At 62.8% G+C, this 16,699-nt stretch carries 13 protein-coding genes and 1 riboswitch; of the genes, 3 read left to right on the top strand and 10 right to left on the bottom strand.

The annotated features are described in order from the left end of the window. The first annotated feature begins 95 nt into the window (after positions 1 to 95). Entirely contained in the window at positions 96 to 935 is an 840-nt protein-coding gene (locus tag BLW08_RS00285) for a siderophore-interacting protein (RefSeq protein ID WP_091322696.1), read from the top strand. 59 nt (positions 936 to 994) lie between these two features. Here the strand turns inward: BLW08_RS00285 and BLW08_RS00280 are convergent, their stop codons facing one another. The 9 genes from BLW08_RS00280 to BLW08_RS00240 form a co-directional block, all read right to left on the bottom strand. After that, positions 995 to 2,482: a threonine/serine exporter family protein gene (locus BLW08_RS00280; protein ID WP_090820464.1), complete on the bottom strand. Its 1,488-nt coding sequence runs from the start codon at positions 2,480 to 2,482 to the stop codon at positions 995 to 997. Between the two features lie 27 nt (positions 2,483 to 2,509). Further along, on the bottom strand, positions 2,510 to 3,826 hold the full coding sequence (locus BLW08_RS00275; protein WP_091322695.1) for a peptidoglycan bridge formation glycyltransferase FemA/FemB family protein: 1,317 nt from the start codon (positions 3,824 to 3,826) through the stop codon (positions 2,510 to 2,512). A 111-nt stretch (positions 3,827 to 3,937) separates the two neighbouring features. Beyond that, entirely contained in the window at positions 3,938 to 5,026 is a 1,089-nt protein-coding gene (locus tag BLW08_RS00270) for a lipid II:glycine glycyltransferase FemX (protein WP_091322693.1), read from the bottom strand. 119 nt (positions 5,027 to 5,145) lie between these two features. Continuing rightward, positions 5,146 to 5,967, bottom strand: a complete 822-nt coding sequence (locus BLW08_RS00265; protein ID WP_091322692.1) for a DNA/RNA non-specific endonuclease — start codon at positions 5,965 to 5,967, stop codon at positions 5,146 to 5,148. A gap of 38 nt (positions 5,968 to 6,005) precedes the next feature. Then, the gene (locus BLW08_RS00260) at positions 6,006 to 7,418 is read right to left on the bottom strand and encodes an L-serine ammonia-lyase (RefSeq protein WP_091322690.1); all 1,413 of its coding nucleotides are present in this window, start codon (positions 7,416 to 7,418) and stop codon (positions 6,006 to 6,008) included. A 291-nt stretch (positions 7,419 to 7,709) separates the two neighbouring features. Next, positions 7,710 to 8,096, bottom strand: a complete 387-nt coding sequence (gene gcvH / locus BLW08_RS00255; RefSeq protein WP_090820475.1) for a glycine cleavage system protein GcvH — start codon at positions 8,094 to 8,096, stop codon at positions 7,710 to 7,712. A gap of 287 nt (positions 8,097 to 8,383) precedes the next feature. Next, on the bottom strand, positions 8,384 to 9,532 hold the full coding sequence (gene gcvT, locus BLW08_RS00250) for a glycine cleavage system aminomethyltransferase GcvT (RefSeq protein ID WP_090820477.1): 1,149 nt from the start codon (positions 9,530 to 9,532) through the stop codon (positions 8,384 to 8,386). A 9-nt stretch (positions 9,533 to 9,541) separates the two neighbouring features. Beyond that, positions 9,542 to 12,388 (bottom strand): aminomethyl-transferring glycine dehydrogenase, encoded by a 2,847-nt coding sequence (gcvP, locus tag BLW08_RS00245; RefSeq protein WP_091322688.1) that lies wholly within the window; start codon positions 12,386 to 12,388, stop codon positions 9,542 to 9,544. Between the two features lie 163 nt (positions 12,389 to 12,551). Then, positions 12,552 to 12,649, bottom strand: a riboswitch (glycine riboswitch). 93 nt (positions 12,650 to 12,742) lie between these two features. Then, entirely contained in the window at positions 12,743 to 13,282 is a 540-nt protein-coding gene (locus BLW08_RS00240) for a TetR/AcrR family transcriptional regulator (protein WP_090820481.1), read from the bottom strand. Positions 13,283 to 13,354: 72 nt separating this feature from the next. On the opposite strand from BLW08_RS00240, the gene BLW08_RS00235 reads away from it, so the two are divergent. Further along, positions 13,355 to 14,905: an MFS transporter gene (locus BLW08_RS00235; protein WP_091322687.1), complete on the top strand. Its 1,551-nt coding sequence runs from the start codon at positions 13,355 to 13,357 to the stop codon at positions 14,903 to 14,905. An 88-nt stretch (positions 14,906 to 14,993) separates the two neighbouring features. On the opposite strand, the gene BLW08_RS00230 is transcribed toward BLW08_RS00235, so the two are convergent. Continuing rightward, entirely contained in the window at positions 14,994 to 15,809 is an 816-nt protein-coding gene (locus BLW08_RS00230; protein ID WP_090820485.1) for a sigma-70 family RNA polymerase sigma factor, read from the bottom strand. A gap of 213 nt (positions 15,810 to 16,022) precedes the next feature. Between BLW08_RS00230 and BLW08_RS00225 the strand changes: the two genes are divergently transcribed. After that, positions 16,023 to 16,646, top strand: coding sequence for a hypothetical protein (locus BLW08_RS00225; protein ID WP_139244841.1), 624 nt, complete (start codon positions 16,023 to 16,025; stop codon positions 16,644 to 16,646). The last annotated feature ends 53 nt before the right edge of the window (positions 16,647 to 16,699 follow it).

Raw genomic sequence — 16,699 nt, 5'->3', positions numbered from 1 at the left:
ATCCGCCCAAACCCGACGAACGGTGAGAGAGCGTTGGTTGTAACGTTCGACTCATACCCAGCAGTCGTTCAGCGAATTAGCTTAGGCTTACCTATATGACTGCCCTCCCCGTCACCTCGTCCGCCACACGCAAAACACGCCCGCAGGTCAATCTGACAGTGCTGCGCAAGGAACGCCTCTCGCCGCATATGGTGCGGATCGTTGCCGGCGGGCCTGGATTCAGCGACTATGCGAACAACGAGTACGTGGACCGCTACGTCAAGGTCGTTTTCCCGCAGCCGGGCGTCGATTACCAGCATCCTTTGGACCTGTGGGCCATCCGCGAGACCATGCCGCGCGAGCAGTGGCCCCACACCCGCACTTACACCATCCGCTGGGTGGACCTGGAAGCGCAGGAACTGGCCATCGACTTCGTGGTCCATGGCGATGAAGGCCTGGCGGGCCCTTGGGCGGCAGCAGCCGAACCCGGCGACTCACTGATCTTCACCGGACCTGGCGGCGCCTACAACCCGGCGCCCGACGCCGATTGGTACCTGTTCGCCGGCGACGACGCCGCTATCCCGGCCATTGCGGCCTGCGTGGAAACACTCGCGGCCGATGCCCGCGGTACGGTCTTCCTCGAGGTGGACAGCGAGGCGGACATTCTTCCCGTTTCCGCACCGGAAGGCGTTGAACTGCACTGGCTGCTGCGCAGCGGAGTGCCCGCCGGTTCCAGTGACCTCCTGCTTGAAGCCTTGCGCACCACCGAATGGCTGGATGGTCGCGTAGACGTCTTTGCCCACGGCGAGCGTGGCTACATGAAGGGTCTCCGTGAGATCTTCTTCAGGCAGCGTGGCCTGGAGCGTGCACAGGTTTCGTTGTCCGGATACTGGGCCCAGGGCCGCGTGGAGGAAGTCTTCCAGGCCGAGAAGAAGCTGCCCGTAGGACAAATCTAGCTTTCGTTCTTAAAGCCGAACGGCGCCGCCCACGTGGCGGCGCCGTTCGGCTTTTGTCGTTAGCGTCTGCGTACTCTCCGGCGTTCGTTGCTGGAGAGACCCTTCGTCAGCGGCCTGGCCAGGTTGTCGCCCAGCACAATTCCCGCGGCCACACCCATGACGATCGCTGCAGCATTGAGCATGCCGCCGGCGCCCACCAGAATGTCTCCCTCTTCGACGGTCAAAACATACATCGAACGGAATATAGTGAGGCCCGGCAGGAGGATCAAGGCTGCCGGAACGGCAACCACCAGCTGCGGGGCACCCAGTTTGAGCGCCACGACGCGGCCCAGCAGACCGATGACCACGGCCGCGACGGCGGGCGACAAACGGTCGCCAAGCCCGGCTGCCCCGGCCCCCCACAAAACGAAGAAGCCCACAATGCCGACCGCCGCCGTCGGAAGTAACAGACGCATTTGCGTTTGTTCGGTGACGCCGATGGCCACCACCGCTATGGCGATGAGGATCGCGCGGCCCCAGAGAGGATACGCGTCCGGGAATGTGTCCGTGACGTCCAGAACTGCGCTGCCCATCAATGTTCCGACGACGACGGCCACACCAATACCAGCCACGATGGCACCGAAGGTGAGCGCGGTGGAAAGGAACCGGCCGGCCGCGGTGACCGGGAAGCCGTTGATCGCATCCTGCACCGAGGACACGAGCCGTCCAGTGGGGAGGAGCAGCAGGATTCCGCCAGCCACCACAATGGACGGAGCGATGTCCACACCCGCCCAGCGGAGCATCAAGGCTATAAAGGTGACAAGGAACGCACACGCCATGGTGTTGAAGAAGTCCGCTGTCCGCCACCTGGCGAGTTGGCGGGAGAGCAGGCTGATCAGGATGTTCGAGCCAAAGGCCACGGCCGACGCGCCAAGCCCACCGCCCAGGACGCCGACGAAGACCGCAGAAAAGATACCGAAGGCGATGGTAACCATCCAGCGCGGGAACGGTTTGGCGCTGCGGATGATTTCATTCAACCGGCGCACGGCCTCGTCCCTGCCCACTCCCCCGGCCACAATGTCCGTGACCAGTTGGTGTACCTGGGCAAGACCAGCGTAGTTGTTGGTCCAGGAACGGACTACGCGAAGCAGCGTGATGGGAGTTTGATCCTTCGGCGCGTAGTTGATGGCCACCGACTGGTTGGTGATGTCCACTTCAACGTTCTTCAGGCCAAGGGCTGCTGTGACCGCAATCATGCTGGTTTCAACCTCAAGGGCGCCTGCACCGTAGCGGAACATGACTTCAGCCAAATGCAGGGCGAAGTCAATGGTCTTGCGGGCCGAGGCGTCCACACCCACCACTTGAATGGTGGGGTTGGCATAGGGACTTCCGGCCAACCGATCCACGATGTTCATGGGGGCCGTGGGCGGACTATCGCCTTGAACCAGCCGCATCAGCATGCGTTTGGCGTTGACGTTCTGCCGGACCTGCGACGGACGCAACGGTTGGGTCTTGGGTAAACCGTCAGTGTGGGGCCTGCTGGCGGACCCCTCGGGGCGTTCAGTCACGCGGTGATCCTCCCTTGGCTTGTTTGATTAGCGGTTCCCCCGAAGTTTTCCTACTACAGGCAATTTCTCAAGGGGCAATCGTCCCAGTACTGTCTGGGCGGCCCCTGCGAGCTTCCTGACCACGCGGTAGGCGTTGAAGACGAGCGGGTTTACCGGTGCCACGAAGTCGCCCACCAGTTGGACTACCTCGCCGCCGAAGCCCTTCTTGAACTCGTAGCCGCCGTGGCCGGTCTCGTCCTGGCCTTGGATGCCAAACGTGCCATAGAAGTTGTAGCGGGAGTACCCGTTATTGAGTGCGTGCAGCATCATGCCCCAGTACAGGGACGTGGCGCCGTTGAAGTAGATATAGTCCTGGACGGTGCCGCCGATGACGCACACCAGTTCCTCACCCGAGCAGGCAAAGTGGATAGCTGCCACGGTTGCTACGCCTACGGAGTCAGGGAAACGCTCAATGTCCTTCAGGCTGCGCTCGTAGCTGTCCACGAGGTCCTGGACCACCTTGACGCGGTTGGCCTTCTTCTTGCTGCCGCTCTCCTCGACCTCGCGCTTCAGATCGGCCAGGGTTTTGGACTCAGCATCAAGGCGCTCCGTGATGGAGGCCCGGTACTCGGGGATGTTGATCTTGGCCATCATGAGCTTGGTGAACTCATCGGAGGTGTTCCGCAGGAGTTGCTCGTAGTACTCGCGTTCGCGGTACGTGAAGCCCTTTTCGTCACCGGCGGTGCTCAGCGCGTTGTAGAACTCATCCAGCGTCTCCAGCGTGGCCTGTTCCAGGTAGACGCCGTTCTTTTCGGCCTTCCGGATGGCTTTGCGGGTGCGGTAGTTCATGCCCATGATGAGCTCTTCGGAATCGGCGATCCCGTCGAGCTGCTTGATGAACATCCAGTTGATGTTGGCGAAGTTCATGTCGAAGCCCTGGTGCTTGAAGCCCAGGCCTTCGAACTCCTTCAGCAGCGGACGATTGTCCTCTACCTCGGGATGCTCGGCCCCTTCTTCGTCGCGTGCGATGTAGCGGATGTTGGGCGAAATGCGCAGCTCAGCGACTTTCTTCGAAGCCGCGTGCTTCTTCAACTGCTCGACGACGAAGCTCACCGCTGAGGGGTCGCTGTAGTCCATCAGTGGTCCCTTGGCGCAGTCGGCGATTTTGTACCCGATGCGGTTGGACGTGTAGACGAGCTTTCCCGCGGCAATGAGGCTGCCGTTTTGCATCACTCCAAAGAGCTCGACTTCCTGCCCCCGTGCACGCTGGAAACGTGTGAGATCGAGGGATTGGATGAAGCTGCCTTGGGGGTGTCCCTTGGCGAATGTCTCGAAATCAGCGTCACTGAGAATCACGAATTCCATGTCGGTTCCAGCCTCAATCGGAGTCAAAGAAAATACCTCACCTAACAGTAGATTTGCACCCGTTGGTGGCCGGGGCGGGCCTGAAGTTGGCTTGCTGGTTGTGGCCGGCCGTCAGTAGAACTGGCCGCCGGTGCGCATGGTTTCGAGTCGACGGAAGATGCGCTCCGCACCTTTGAGCCACAGCTTGTGGCGGACTGGACCCAGCACGAGGTCGTAGCAACCCACAAAATCCGTGACGGCCTTGGTAAAACTCGTCTTGAACGAACCCAGGCCATGGAGCGGGTGGGCCTTGTCCTTGATCCTTGCAGCCGGCGGTGTTCCGCAGAAGTCGTATTCCACGCACCCCAATTCCTGCATACGCTGGATGGCCGCCCATTGGACCAGATGAGAGTCGCCGTACTGCTGACGGTTCTGGGTTGACCCGCCGTCCTTGTACGTGGCTTTGGAGCCGTAGTTGATGACGAAAGCACCAACGCTGGGTGCGCCGTCCTCGTAGACAAAGAAGAAATGGCCCTGCCCGCGGCTGCAGAATTCTTCCCAGAACGTGGAGTAGTACTCGAAGCTCCGCAGCGGCATGGCACCCTTGGCGTTCATGGTGTTCTGCATGAGGGAATAGAGCTTGCGGTAGCTGTCCTCGCCCGGCTCTGCCTGCCTTACCTCGCAGCCTTCACGCTCAGCCCTGCGGACTGCGTTGCGGGCACGGGAAGAAATGCTGCGGAGAACTTCATTGGCCGGCGCCGATATGTCCAGCAGCGCCGTGGAATCGTTGGACTGGATGTTGGGGGCTTTCACCAATCCGGCGGCCGTCAACTGGGACGTTGCCTCGGCATACTCCACTACATCAGGTTCGATCTTGATGCTGAAGACGTTCATCTTCTTCTCGCGAGCCAGCGCGGCGACTGCTGTGAGGGCAGGCTGAATATCACTGACATCTGCGACGTCCGGCCCCTTGATCAGATACCAGAGCCGACCCAGCACAGGGAACTTCTTCTCCAGGAGCAGGTTGTAGCTGGAGTACTCCTGAGTCTCGACGACGAGCCGCCGGACCAGCCAGCCGTTTCCGTCCTTGACTGCCGCGTAGGCATCCGACTGCAGCATGTTGCCGCCATTCGGATTCGCCGTGACGTGCTTGTCCCAGTTATCGATTTCCTCGGCGGTGGCAAAGCGGGCGGTAAATTCTCGCAAGGTGGCCGTGTCCAATCTCAGGGTTTTGGTGCAGTGTTCAAAAGCGTAGTGCGCATGCGGACATGCAGTTCCAAGTCTATCGGGCCAGGAAAAATCGGCGCGTTGGGGAGCCGCCGGGCACCCTCGTGGACGGTTTACAAACGGATCTGGTCCGTGCTCTCCAGCTGAATCGCTTTGGGCTGCCTGCCGAGTTCGCGCTGGCCGCTGACAAGGCGGTCCGCGTTGGTGAGCCTGCTGAGACTCAATCCCGTGAGGTCGGCGATCTGCCCAATAGGAACCTGGAACGTCCGGAATGGTCCCAGTGGCGGCGGTTCGCCTTCCAAGAGTCGCTCCGTAATGGCCTTCTTGAGGTCAACCTTGCCCAGCAACGGCGATTGGTCCAGGACGAACCCGACGGCGGCAAGCTTGGCATCGTTGGTCCACGCCGCAATCTTCCAGAACTTCCGCGGAATCTGGACGCCACGGTAGGGCTGATCATCATCGAGGAAGACCGGGCCGGTGAAGACACTGAGCTTGGCGTCGTGGGCATCGGCGTGTCCCAGCACGTGGTCCTCCAGCCCCACCCACAGCTCCTTGCCCTGGTTGAAGTCGTCCACTTGCGGCGCAGCATTGGTGAAAGCAAAGGTGTCCTGGTTGGCTTTCTTGGCGGTTGCCGCATCACCCCAGACCGGATCCAGACGCCGTACCAAGTGCCCGCGATCGAAGGCGTTGTTCTTGTAGACGTCCGGGCCCGCCTGCTGTTCTTTGGGGATCCTGTCATCGAAATGCCAGGTTCCCTCACGTGCCAGGGGGTTCAGTTCCGCGCCACTGATGTTGACGCCCACGATCGCCGCGAGCTTCCGGGCAGCCCGGAAACGCACGGAAAAGTGGATGTAGTCCAACAGAATCGTCGTTGCCGACGGACTGGGCAGCTCAAGGCGTGCCCGCAAAAAATCCCTGTCGTATCCCCCGCTCATGGATACAGCATGGCACTAGGGACTGACAGTAAAAAGACTCAGCATTCGACGACGTTGACGGCCAGGCCGCCCATCGCGGTTTCCTTGTACTTATGGGACATGTCCTTGCCCGTCTCGCGCATGGTCACGATCACCTCATCGAGGGAGACCCGGTGCGTCCCGTCCCCCCACAACGCCATCTTCGCCGCGTTGATCGCCTTCGCCGCCGCGATCGCGTTCCGCTCAATACACGGAATCTGCACCAACCCGCCAATCGGATCACACGTGAGCCCCAGGTTATGTTCCATCGCGATCTCCGCAGCGTTCTCCACCTGACCCGGCGTACCACCCATCACCTCGGCCAAACCAGCGGCAGCCATCGACGACGCCGAACCCACCTCACCCTGACACCCCACCTCAGCACCCGAAATGGACGCCTGCTCCTTATACAACACACCCACCGCACCGGCGGCGAGCAGGAACTTCACCACCACATCATCCCGGTCCGCCTGGGTGGCCTTGTCCATGCCCGGCGCATAATTCAACGCGTAATACAACACCGCCGGAATAATCCCCGCCGCACCATTGGTCGGAGCCGTCACCACCCGGCCACCAGTCGCGTTCTCCTCGTTCACCGCCAGGGCGATCAGGTTCACCCACTCCTGCCAATACTTCGGATCGTTCCGGTCCTTGTCCTCCTTCAGAAGCCGCTCCAACCAGTCCGGAGCACGACGACGGACCTTCAACCCACCCGGCAGCACGCCTTCACGCTTCAACGAGGTCTCAACACAGGCTTCCATCACAGCCCAGATATGCAGGAGACCCTCGCGGATCTCCTCCTCAGACCGGGACGCCCGCTCGTTGATGAACATGATGTCGGAAATCCCCAAACCCTTGGACGCGCACCGGCCCATCAACTCCGCCGCCGTCCTGAACGGCAACGGCAACTCCTTCTTCGACTCCTCAAGCTCCTCCCGGGCCGCGTCCTCCTCGCCCTCCCGGACAATGAACCCACCACCCACCGAAAAGAACGTCGCCTCCCGCAACACGTTGCCCTGGGCGTCAGAGACAGCAAACTTCATCCCGTTCGTATGCCGCGGCAACACCGTCAACGGGTGCAAAATCATGTCTTCCACCGCGTAGGGCAGCTCCACACCCTCACCGGACGCACCCGCAAGATTCAGCACACCCGTCTCGGCGATCGCGGCCAACCGCTCTTCCACTTCATCGGGAAGGATCAGCTCGGGGTGATACCCCTCCAAGCCCAGCAACGTAGCCGTCATGGTCCCATGCCCACGGCCCGTCGCGGCCAACGACCCGTACAAATCAACCCGCAACGACGCCACCGAGCCCAGGACACCAGCGTCCTTCAACTCACCAGCAAACACCGCCCCAGCACGCATCGGCCCCACAGTATGCGAACTCGACGGACCAATACCCACGGAAAACAGATCGAAAACACCAACAGCCATGGCCGGGATCCCTTAATACAGCTTGAAACGGTCCGGCAGATGGTCCTGCCGGATGGCCTCCACCGCTTGTGGCGGTAGTCGACCGAAGCACGACGCCGGATGGCCCCCAAAGGCGGCAACCCGGCGTCGCAATACTATTCAGTTCTACAATCCACGCTACGCCACAGTGTGCGTGCGTGGGTGGCCCGATGGAACGGATGCCATTCCCCGATTCGGGGATTCCCTGCCAAGCATGCCGTGCGCACGGCACATCCAGCAGCGAACCCCCGAAATGGACTCGGGCGCAGGGAGTTAGGAGAGGTCTCCGCCATTCTTGGAGGCGTACTCCTCGGCCGAGAGCAAGGGGCCCTCGGACTCAGCGGCGACCTTGAACAGCCAGCCAGCGCCGTAAGGATCGTTGTTGATCAGGGCGGGGTCGGATACAACGGCGTCGTTGATTTCGGTGACCTCACCAGTAACCGGCGAGTACAGGTCCGAAACGGACTTGGTGGACTCAACTTCGCCGCAGGTCTCGCCTGCTGTGACAGTCGAACCGACCTCGGGAAGGTCAACGTACACGATGTCACCCAGTGCGTCGGTGGCAACTTCGGAGATACCAACGGACACGGAGTTCCCGTCTCCGCGTGAAACCCACTCGTGCTCGTCGGAGTACTGAAGTTCGGGCGCTACTTTGGGCATTCTGTTTCCTTACTATGGTTGGTCAAAACTATGGCTGGGATGGTGGGGCACCGAATTCCTCCGCGTGCTGCTCCTTCGTCGCTTTGACGCACGCTTCCGGAATCCGCTCCCCCACCGCACGGCCACGCGAGTCCGGCCCCCGGCAGCATGCGTCCAAGGGAGCATCGCGTCCGCTCAGCGGACGCACATGCGACGGGGGCCACGCCGTCCGGGTTCCCTGGCCGAGCTTGCGAGGCGGGGGGACGGTGGGGAGCATGCAGAGGTCGCCAGGCTCGAAAACCCAGAACCTACTTTTGGCGCTTGTAGAACGGCAGTGCGACGACTTCGAACGGCTCGCTCTTACCCCGCAGGTCAATGTCCAGCGCAGTCCCCTGCTCGGCAAATTCGACGTCGACATACGCCAACGCTACCGGGTAGCCGAGCGTGGGGCTGGGCTGACCGGACGTGACTTCGCCAACCACTGCGCCGTCCTTGAGGACCGGGTAGTGGCCGCGTCCGGCACGGCGGCCGAGGCCTTTGAGGCCAACGAGCTTGCGCCCGCTGGTGGCACCAGCGCCGTCAGCCTTCAGGGCAGCGAGTGCGTCCTTGCCCACGAAGTCGCCTTCCTTGGACAGCGCCACCACGGGTCCCAGCCCTGCATCGAAGGGGTTGCCTTCGCGGGAGAGTTCGTTGCCGTAGAGGGGCATACCGGCTTCCAGCCGCAGGGAATCGCGCGATGCCAGCCCGGCCGGGATCAGCTCGCCCTCTTCTGCGGCGTCGGCAATGGCCTGCCACAGGGCTGCTGCGGATTCGTTGGCCACGAAGATTTCGAAGCCGTCTTCGCCGGTGTACCCGGTGCGGGCCAGCAGCAGGTCTTGAGTGCCGCCGTCGAACGTGAACGGGACGTCAACCGCCGCGTAGTACTTCAGTTCGGTGACCAGTGCGTGCTGCCCGGCCGGGACAAGGCGAAGGAGGATTGCTTCCGAGAGGGGCCCCTGAACGGCGATCAGCGAGGTCTCCGCGGAAGCGTCTTCCACCACGACGTCGAAACCAGCCGCGCGCTCCAACAGCGCTGCGGCAACAACGGCAGCATTGCCAGCGTTCGGCACCACCAGGAACTTGTCAGTGCCTTCTTCGGTGGAGGGGCGACGGTACGTGATGAGGTCGTCGATGATGCCGCCGTCTTCCTGGCAGATCAGCGAGTACTTGGCTTTACCGATGGCCATGGCGGAGATCTTGCCCACCAGTGCGTAGTCGAGGAATGCGGCAGCCTCGGGACCGCTGACCCAGACTTCGCCCATGTGGGAGAGGTCGAACAGGCCGGCGGTCTTGCGGACGGCGTGGTGCTCAGCCAACTCCGAGGAGTACTTGAGGGGCATCTGCCAGCCACCGAAGTCGGTGAAGGACGCGCCGAGCTTCTTGTGCTCTTCGTAAAGAGCGGTGTGGTTCTCAGTCATGACCAGTCCTTAGTTTTCGAAGTCTTCGATCGGAGGGCAGGAGCAGACCAGGTTGCGGTCTCCGGCTGCGCCGTCGATGCGGCCAACGGGCGGGAAGTACTTGTCCTGCTTGAGGTGGTGGACCGGGAAGGCGGCCTGCTCGCGCGGGTACGCGCGGTCCCAATCGGAACTTACGACGGCGGCAGCCGTGTGGGGTGCGCGGCGGAGCGGGGAATCCTGCACGGAGAAGTCACCGTTGGCCACCTGGTCGATTTCCTTGCGGATGGTGATCATGGCTTCGATGAAGCGGTCGATCTCCACGAGGTCTTCGGACTCGGTGGGCTCCACCATCAAGGTGCCGGCCACCGGGAAGGCCAGCGTGGGCGCGTGGAAGCCGAAGTCGATGAGGCGCTTGGCAACGTCTTCAGCGGTGACGCCGGTCTTGGCCGTCAGCTCGCGGAGGTCCAGGATGCACTCGTGTGCCACCAGTCCGCCTTCGCCGGTGTAGAGCACCGGGAAGTGATCGTTGAGGCGGGAAGCGATGTAGTTAGCAGCGAGCAACGCAGACTTGGTGGCTTCGGTGAGGCCTTGGCCGCCCATGAGCTTCACGTAGGCCCAGGAGATCGGCAGCACGCCGGCGGAACCGAAACGGGAAGCCGAAATGGGGACGTCGTTGCCTTCGATCCAGGACGCTGCGTCGCCGGGCATGAACGGTGCGAGGTGTGCTTTGGCTGCGACCGGGCCAACGCCGGGTCCGCCGCCGCCGTGCGGGATGCAGAAGGTCTTGTGCAGGTTCAGGTGGGACACGTCGCCGCCGAACTTGCCCGGCTGTGCCAGCCCGACGAGTGCGTTGAGGTTGGCACCGTCGATGTACACCTGGCCGCCGGCCTCGTGAATCGCATCGCACACTTCGCGAACGTCGGCGTCGTAGACACCGTGCGTGGACGGGTAGGTGATCATGATGGCCGAGAGGGCGTCCCGGTGGGCCTCGATCTTGTTCTTGAGGTCAACGTGGTCGATGGTGCCATCGGGTGCGGTGGCCACGACAACGACCTTCATGCCGGCGAGCACTGCTGAGGCCGCGTTGGTGCCGTGGGCTGAAGCAGGGATCAAGCAGACGTTGCGCTGCTCGTCGCCTCGGGACAGGTGGTAGCCGCGGATGGCCAGCAGGCCTGCAAGCTCACCCTGGGAACCGGCGTTGGGCTGGATGGAGACTTGGTCGTAGCCGGTGATCTCGGTCAGCTGGGCTTCGAGGTCCGTGATCAGTTCTCGCCAGCCTGCGGTCTGCGAATCCGGAGCGAACGGGTGGATGGAGGCGAACTCCGGCCAGGAGATGGCTTCCATTTCGGCCGTGGCGTTGAGCTTCATGGTGCATGAACCCAACGGGATCATGGTGCGGTCCAGCGCGAGGTCACGGTCGGAGAGCTTGCGGATGTAACGCAAGAGCTGGGTCTCGGAGCGGTGCGTGTTGAACACCGGGTGCTGCATGAAGTCACTCGAGCGCTCCACGGAGGACTCCAGCGCAAAGCCTTCAGCGGCTTCGGCCACCGAAGCGCCAAAGACCGCTGCGGCGTCGGCGACTACCGCCGTCGTCGTGGTTTCATCAACCGAGATACCCACGGTGTCAGCGTCGATGCCGCGCAGGTTGATGCCCTTTGCTTCGGCAGCGGCGATGATCTCCGCGGCCTTGCCGGGAACGCGGACGGTGATGGTGTCGAAGAACGAACCGTGGAGGACCTCGACGCCGGCAGCCTTCAGGGACGCTGCGAGGGTCCGTGCGTGGCTGTGGGCGGTTTCGGCAATTGCTTTCAGGCCTTCGGGGCCGTGGTAGACGGCGTACATGGAAGCGACGATGGCGAGCAGCGCCTGCGCGGTACAGATGTTGGACGTGGCCTTCTCGCGGCGGATGTGCTGCTCGCGGGTCTGCAGCGCCAAGCGGTAGGCGGGGACACCGGCGTCGTCCTTGGAAACGCCCACCAGACGGCCGGGCATAGAACGCTCCAGACCCTTCTGGACCGCCATGTAGGCAGCGTGCGGGCCGCCGAAGAACAGCGGAACGCCCAGGCGCTGCGCGGAACCAACAGCGATATCGGCGCCCTGCTCACCCGGAGGGGTGATGAGCGTCAGGGACAAAAGGTCGGCCGCAACGGTGACCAAAGCGCCGCGTTCCTTCGCTTCGGCGATCACGGCTGAGTGGTCGAATACGCGGCCGGAGACACCCGGCTGCTGCAGGACGACGCCGTTGATGGCACCTTCGGGGAGACCGAGCGACAGGTCGGCGACTTCAACTTCGAAGCCGAGAGCTTCGGCGCGGCCCTTCACGATGGCGATGGTCTGCGGCAGGCAGTCGGCGTCGAGGACGGTCTTGCCGTCCTGAGCGGCCTTGTTCTTGTTGGCGCGGCGCATCATCAGGACGGCCTCGGCCACAGCCGTTGCTTCGTCCAGGAGGGAAGCATTGGCGATCGGAAGCCCGACGAGGTCCTGAACCATGGTCTGGAAGTTAAGGAGAGCTTCAAGGCGGCCCTGCGAGATTTCCGGCTGATACGGGGTGTAGGCGGTGTACCAGGCCGGGGACTCGAGGATGTTGCGGCGGATCACCGGAGGCGTGACGGTGTCGTAGTAGCCCTGGCCGATCATCTGGACGGCGGTCTTGTTCTTGGAGGCGAGCTTGCGCAGCTCCGCCAGCACCTCCACTTCGCTCAGCGCGTTTTGCAGCGTAAGGGCGACGTCCTGGCGGATGTCGTTCGGAACGGCGGTGTCGACCAGTGAATCAACGGTGTCGTACCCGACGGACTTGAGCATGGTCTCAATGTCGGCCTGGCGGCGGGCGCCGATATGCCGATCAACGAAGGTGGTGGAGGCAGAACTTACCGTCACGAAGGAACTCCAATACTTGGGCGGCGTTTGGGTACGCCACAGCGGCTCGGGTTCCCCCCCGCTCTGTATTGGACCTGAGAGTTTCCGCGCGTAGTTGGACAACCATCGCTTGCACCGTCGGTGAGCACAACGTCCAAGGACGCCTGCTGCTTTCCAGAGTTGCCTCGCCGCGGCGGTGCGTGGGCCTGAGAGATTCCTGGGGAGGGTTTGCTCCTACGGCGCCTGCATCACATGCTTGCAGGACTCTCCCGCCGCAGATCATAGGCAATGTTCAGTTGTGTATGACCCCGTTCAGGGCAGGCCACAAGGGTTAATTGTCCTACGCGGCGGGCGCCGCCGCAAATGGACGACGAGCTACTTCCGCAGCCGGTCCAGGACTCCCAGCAGAATGTCGACGTCGGCCTCACGGCTTGCGTTCCCATCCTGCTGGCCGCCCTCAAACATTGCGTTGAAGTACAGGCCGTCGCCCATGTAGCTGACGGCCTTCGCCACCTCCGGACCAACGTCTTCGGCCAGCACGTCCAGCCACTGCTGCTGGATGCCGGCGAACCTGCGGCGGGTTTCTTCGTGGGCCACTTCGGCCAGGCGGGTGGCGGCCACGAAGGCGCGGTCCATGGGAGTGCCTGCCCAGAGGGAGGAGCGGATGAAGTACGCAGCGGAGCCGTCCGGAGCGGCCTTCATCTGTTCGATGTCCTCCTGGGCCAACTCATCCAGGCGTTCCAGCAGGGCACTGATCAGCGACTCCTTATTGGGGAAGTGATACAGCAGCCCACCCTTGGAGACCCCGGCGCGCTTGGCTACGGCGTCCAGCGTGGCAGCCCGCTCCCCCACTTCAATCAGGAGGGCTTCATAGGCATCCAGGACAGCGTCCCGGGCAACTGGTTTTCGTGGCATGAGTACATCATTCCCTAAAGGCTTGGGGGGTTCCATTTGAAACTGTACCGTCTGGACGGTACAGTTAGTGACATGTTCTCGCCGTCCTCAACCCAAGCACCCCGTTCCGCTCGTCCCGTCGTGGGCCAGGCAGCACCGTGGCGCGACTGGACGGCCCTGGCACTCCTGATGTTCCCGGTGCTGCTGGTTGCCGTCGACAACACCGCGCTCACCTTTGCCCTGCCCGAAATCGCCCGCTCCTTGGATGTGGGCGGCGTGCAACTCCTGTGGATCGTTGACGCGTATCCCCTGGTCCTGGCAGCGTTGTTGGTGTCCATGGGCAACTTGGGCGACAGAATCGGACGACGGCGGCTGCTGCTGATCGGCAGCACAGGCTTCGCTGCGGTGTCGGCTGCTACAGCGTTTGCACCCACCGCGGAATGGCTGATTGCCGGGCGTGCCGGCCTTGGCGTCTTCGGCGCCATGCTGATGCCGTCAACCCTGTCCCTGATCCGGAACATCTTCACCGACCCCAACCGTCGCCGGCTGGCGATCGCCGTGTGGGCTGCCGGGTTCTCCGGTGGCGCCGCCCTCGGCCCGATCTTTGGCGGCTGGCTGGTTGAACACTTCTGGTGGGGTGCCGTCTTCCTGGTGGCAGCATTCCTGCTCCTGCCACTCCTGGCTTTTGGGCGGGTCCTGATTCCGGAGTCCAAGGACTCCAATCCGGGACGCGTGGACGTGCCCAGCATCGTGCTGTCCGTGGTCACCATGGCACCGTTCGTTTACGGCATCAAGGAATTCGCAGTGCACGGCTTCGGCGCTTCGGCTGCAGCCTTCATGGGCTTCGGCGTGGTGATGGGCATTCTCTTCGTCCGCCGCCAGCAGCGGATCGAAAGCCCCATGTTGGATGTCGCGTTGTTCAAGAACAAGGTGTTCAGCACGGCCATCATTGCCAACGTGCTGTCCCTCTTCTCCATGACCGGCTTCATCTACTTCTTTGCCCAGCACCTGCAGCTGGTTGAAGGGCAGTCCCCCATGGAGGCAGGTATCGCGATGATTCCTGCTCTCCTGGCCACGGTCATCGCGGGCCTGTTGGTGGTGCCGCTGGTGAAGCGTGTCCGGCCCGGCTTCGTGGTGGCTGCCGGCCTGACCCTGAGTGCCGTGGGGTACTTGGTAGTGGTGTTTGGCGACCACGGCAGCGGCCCCGTGTTCCTGTTGTCAGCACTGACCGTCCTGGCTGTTGGTGTGGGCGCTGCGGAGACCATCTCCAACGACCTCATCCTGGCTTCAGTACCTGCGGACAAGTCCGGAGCGGCCTCGGCTATCTCCGAAACCGGCTACGAGCTCGGATCGCTCCTGGGTACGGCCGTGCTCGGCTCCATCCTCACGGCCTCCTACCAGCACAACCTGATCATTCCGGACGGCATCTCCGAGCAAGCTGCCGGGAACTCCGGCGAAACGCTCGCCGGCGCAGTTGATGCGGCGGCGGCCCTGCCGGCCCCCTTGTCTGAGGCCTTGACCCACGCCGCCCGGACAGCTTTCGAGTCCGGCGTCCACATCACTGCGGCGATTGGGCTGGTACTGATGGCCGGCGCGGCAGTGCTCGCCGCCGTCGTACTCCGGCGTGTGCCCAAGGCGCAGTGAAAAACACAGCGCCTTAGGCGCAGTAAAAAACACAAAACGGGAAGGCCGGGTCGCTCAGCGGCCCGGCCTTCCTTCTGGCGTGTGCGGTCTAAACCGCGCTGTTGAGTGAGGACCCCAGGCCCAAGCCGCGGGTAATGCCCCCGGTGGTTGCTGTGGCCAGCGCGGAAAGGTAATCATTCCGACGCCGGGCGGTGATACGGGACTCGGGTTCGAACACCTGATCCGGCGTGTCAGCGTAGTGGGCGGCCAATCCGTCGCGCATGAGCCGGATGCCCTCGGCGCGCTGCTGCGATACGGCGGCGTGGGTGGAACCCAGTTCCTCGGCGAGCTCCTTCACGGAACGCCCGGCCAAGTAGATTTCCTGGATCACAAAACGCATCTTTTCCGGCAAGGCCTCGACGGCGGCACGCAGGTACTTGATCCGCTCGTCGGCCAGGACCGAGTGCTCCGGAGACGCCGCGGGCGACGCCACGGTGTCAGCGACCACTTCGTCCAGCGATGAGAGCGTTCGCGCGGCATCCACCAGCGCTGCCTCCACATGGCTGCGTTCCACGCCCAGGGCGGACGCCATCTCGGCAACGCTGGGGCTGCGGCCCAGAACGCCGGTCAAAGTCTCCTGGATGGCCATGGTTTCCTTGATCCGCTTGCGGGCCGAGCGGGTGGCCCAGTCACCAGCCCGCATCTCGTCCGCGAACGCGCCCACGATCCGCCGGCGCGCGAAAGCACCAAAAGGAACGCCCAATTCCGGATCAAAGGAGTCAGCCGATGTAATCAGCGCAACCGAGCCAACAGAAGCAAAATCATCGCGCGACAAGTGCGAGGCGCGCGCGCAAAGGTCAGAGACCAAGTAACCAACGAGCGGAAGGTGCTGCAACACCAGCTCGTTGCGCTGTTCGCGATTCAAAAGTGAGTCCCCCCATGAGACCGGATTATTGAGTTGCAAGAACCTGGAATTACGTGGTTTCAAAACGGCGCCAAGAGACCAATCACAGCGACGATTTGGGACTACGAACAGGTACGTGTTCAGTGAACATACCACCTGAAAACCACTCTGCGTGTACGCTCAACAGAAGTAACCATAAAGCCTGCCAAATCGTGATTTTGGCAGGCCATAAAAATGAAGTGGGGAACCGTGGGGGCGGACGAGCTATCGGCAACGCTGTGGCGCGAGCGGAGGCAACTTGATTTCTTGCTTTTCCTTCTCGAAACGCAGCTCCTGCACCTCCGGGCAGGCAACTGGCACCGGCTGGATTTCACTGCGGCCGAGCTCGAAAAAGTCCTCGAAAACCTCCGGTTTGAATCCCTTGCCCGGGGAGTTGAAACCGCCGGGCTGGCCTCCGAATGGAAGGCGCCGGACCATCTGACGCTTCCCTCCCTCATTTCGATCGCGCCACCGGGAATCTGGCCCGAACTCCTTGAGGACCACCGTCTCGCGATGGCCGCTCTGCTTGCGAAGATTGACGACGCCGTTGCGGCCAATGTCGCGCTGCTGCAGGCAACGCCTTCATTAGGCCGGGCCGCCCGCGAGGTTTCGGAGCTGGACGCTGTTTCGCAGCCGGACGCGGGTTCGCAGCCGGACGCGGGTTTGCAGCCGGACGCGGGTTCGGATCTGGCTGGATCTGATCTGGCCGGTTTCGACGACCTGGCAGTCCTCGCTCGCGACGCGAATGTTCAACGCGCCGTGGCTGCAACGCAGGGTGCCTCGCTTCCAACGCTGCGGGATTACCTGGGGCTGGGCTAAACACCCAGACCCTCTCTCACCCATCGCACCCGTCCGGCCAACCCTCTCTCACC

Origin of the sequence: Arthrobacter sp. cf158, from assembly GCF_900106835.1 — a bacterium.
GTDB lineage: Bacteria > Actinomycetota > Actinomycetes > Actinomycetales > Micrococcaceae > Arthrobacter.
The sequence above is the reverse complement of the archived record's forward strand: the minus strand, read 5'-3'. Positions and strand labels throughout refer to the sequence as shown.

Coding starts and splice junctions, on each gene's coding strand:
- BLW08_RS00285 (WP_091322696.1), top strand. CDS start 96: ATGACTGCCCTCCCCGTCACCTCGTCCGCCACACGCAAAACACGCCCG.
- BLW08_RS00275 (WP_091322695.1), bottom strand. CDS start 3,826: ATGGAATTCGTGATTCTCAGTGACGCTGATTTCGAGACATTCGCCAAG.
- BLW08_RS00265 (WP_091322692.1), bottom strand. CDS start 5,967: ATGAGCGGGGGATACGACAGGGATTTTTTGCGGGCACGCCTTGAGCTG.
- BLW08_RS00260 (WP_091322690.1), bottom strand. CDS start 7,418: ATGGCTGTTGGTGTTTTCGATCTGTTTTCCGTGGGTATTGGTCCGTCG.
- gcvH (WP_090820475.1), bottom strand. CDS start 8,096: ATGCCCAAAGTAGCGCCCGAACTTCAGTACTCCGACGAGCACGAGTGG.
- gcvT (WP_090820477.1), bottom strand. CDS start 9,532: ATGACTGAGAACCACACCGCTCTTTACGAAGAGCACAAGAAGCTCGGC.
- BLW08_RS00240 (WP_090820481.1), bottom strand. CDS start 13,282: ATGCCACGAAAACCAGTTGCCCGGGACGCTGTCCTGGATGCCTATGAA.
- BLW08_RS00235 (WP_091322687.1), top strand. CDS start 13,355: ATGTTCTCGCCGTCCTCAACCCAAGCACCCCGTTCCGCTCGTCCCGTC.
- BLW08_RS00225 (WP_139244841.1), top strand. CDS start 16,023: ATGAAGTGGGGAACCGTGGGGGCGGACGAGCTATCGGCAACGCTGTGG.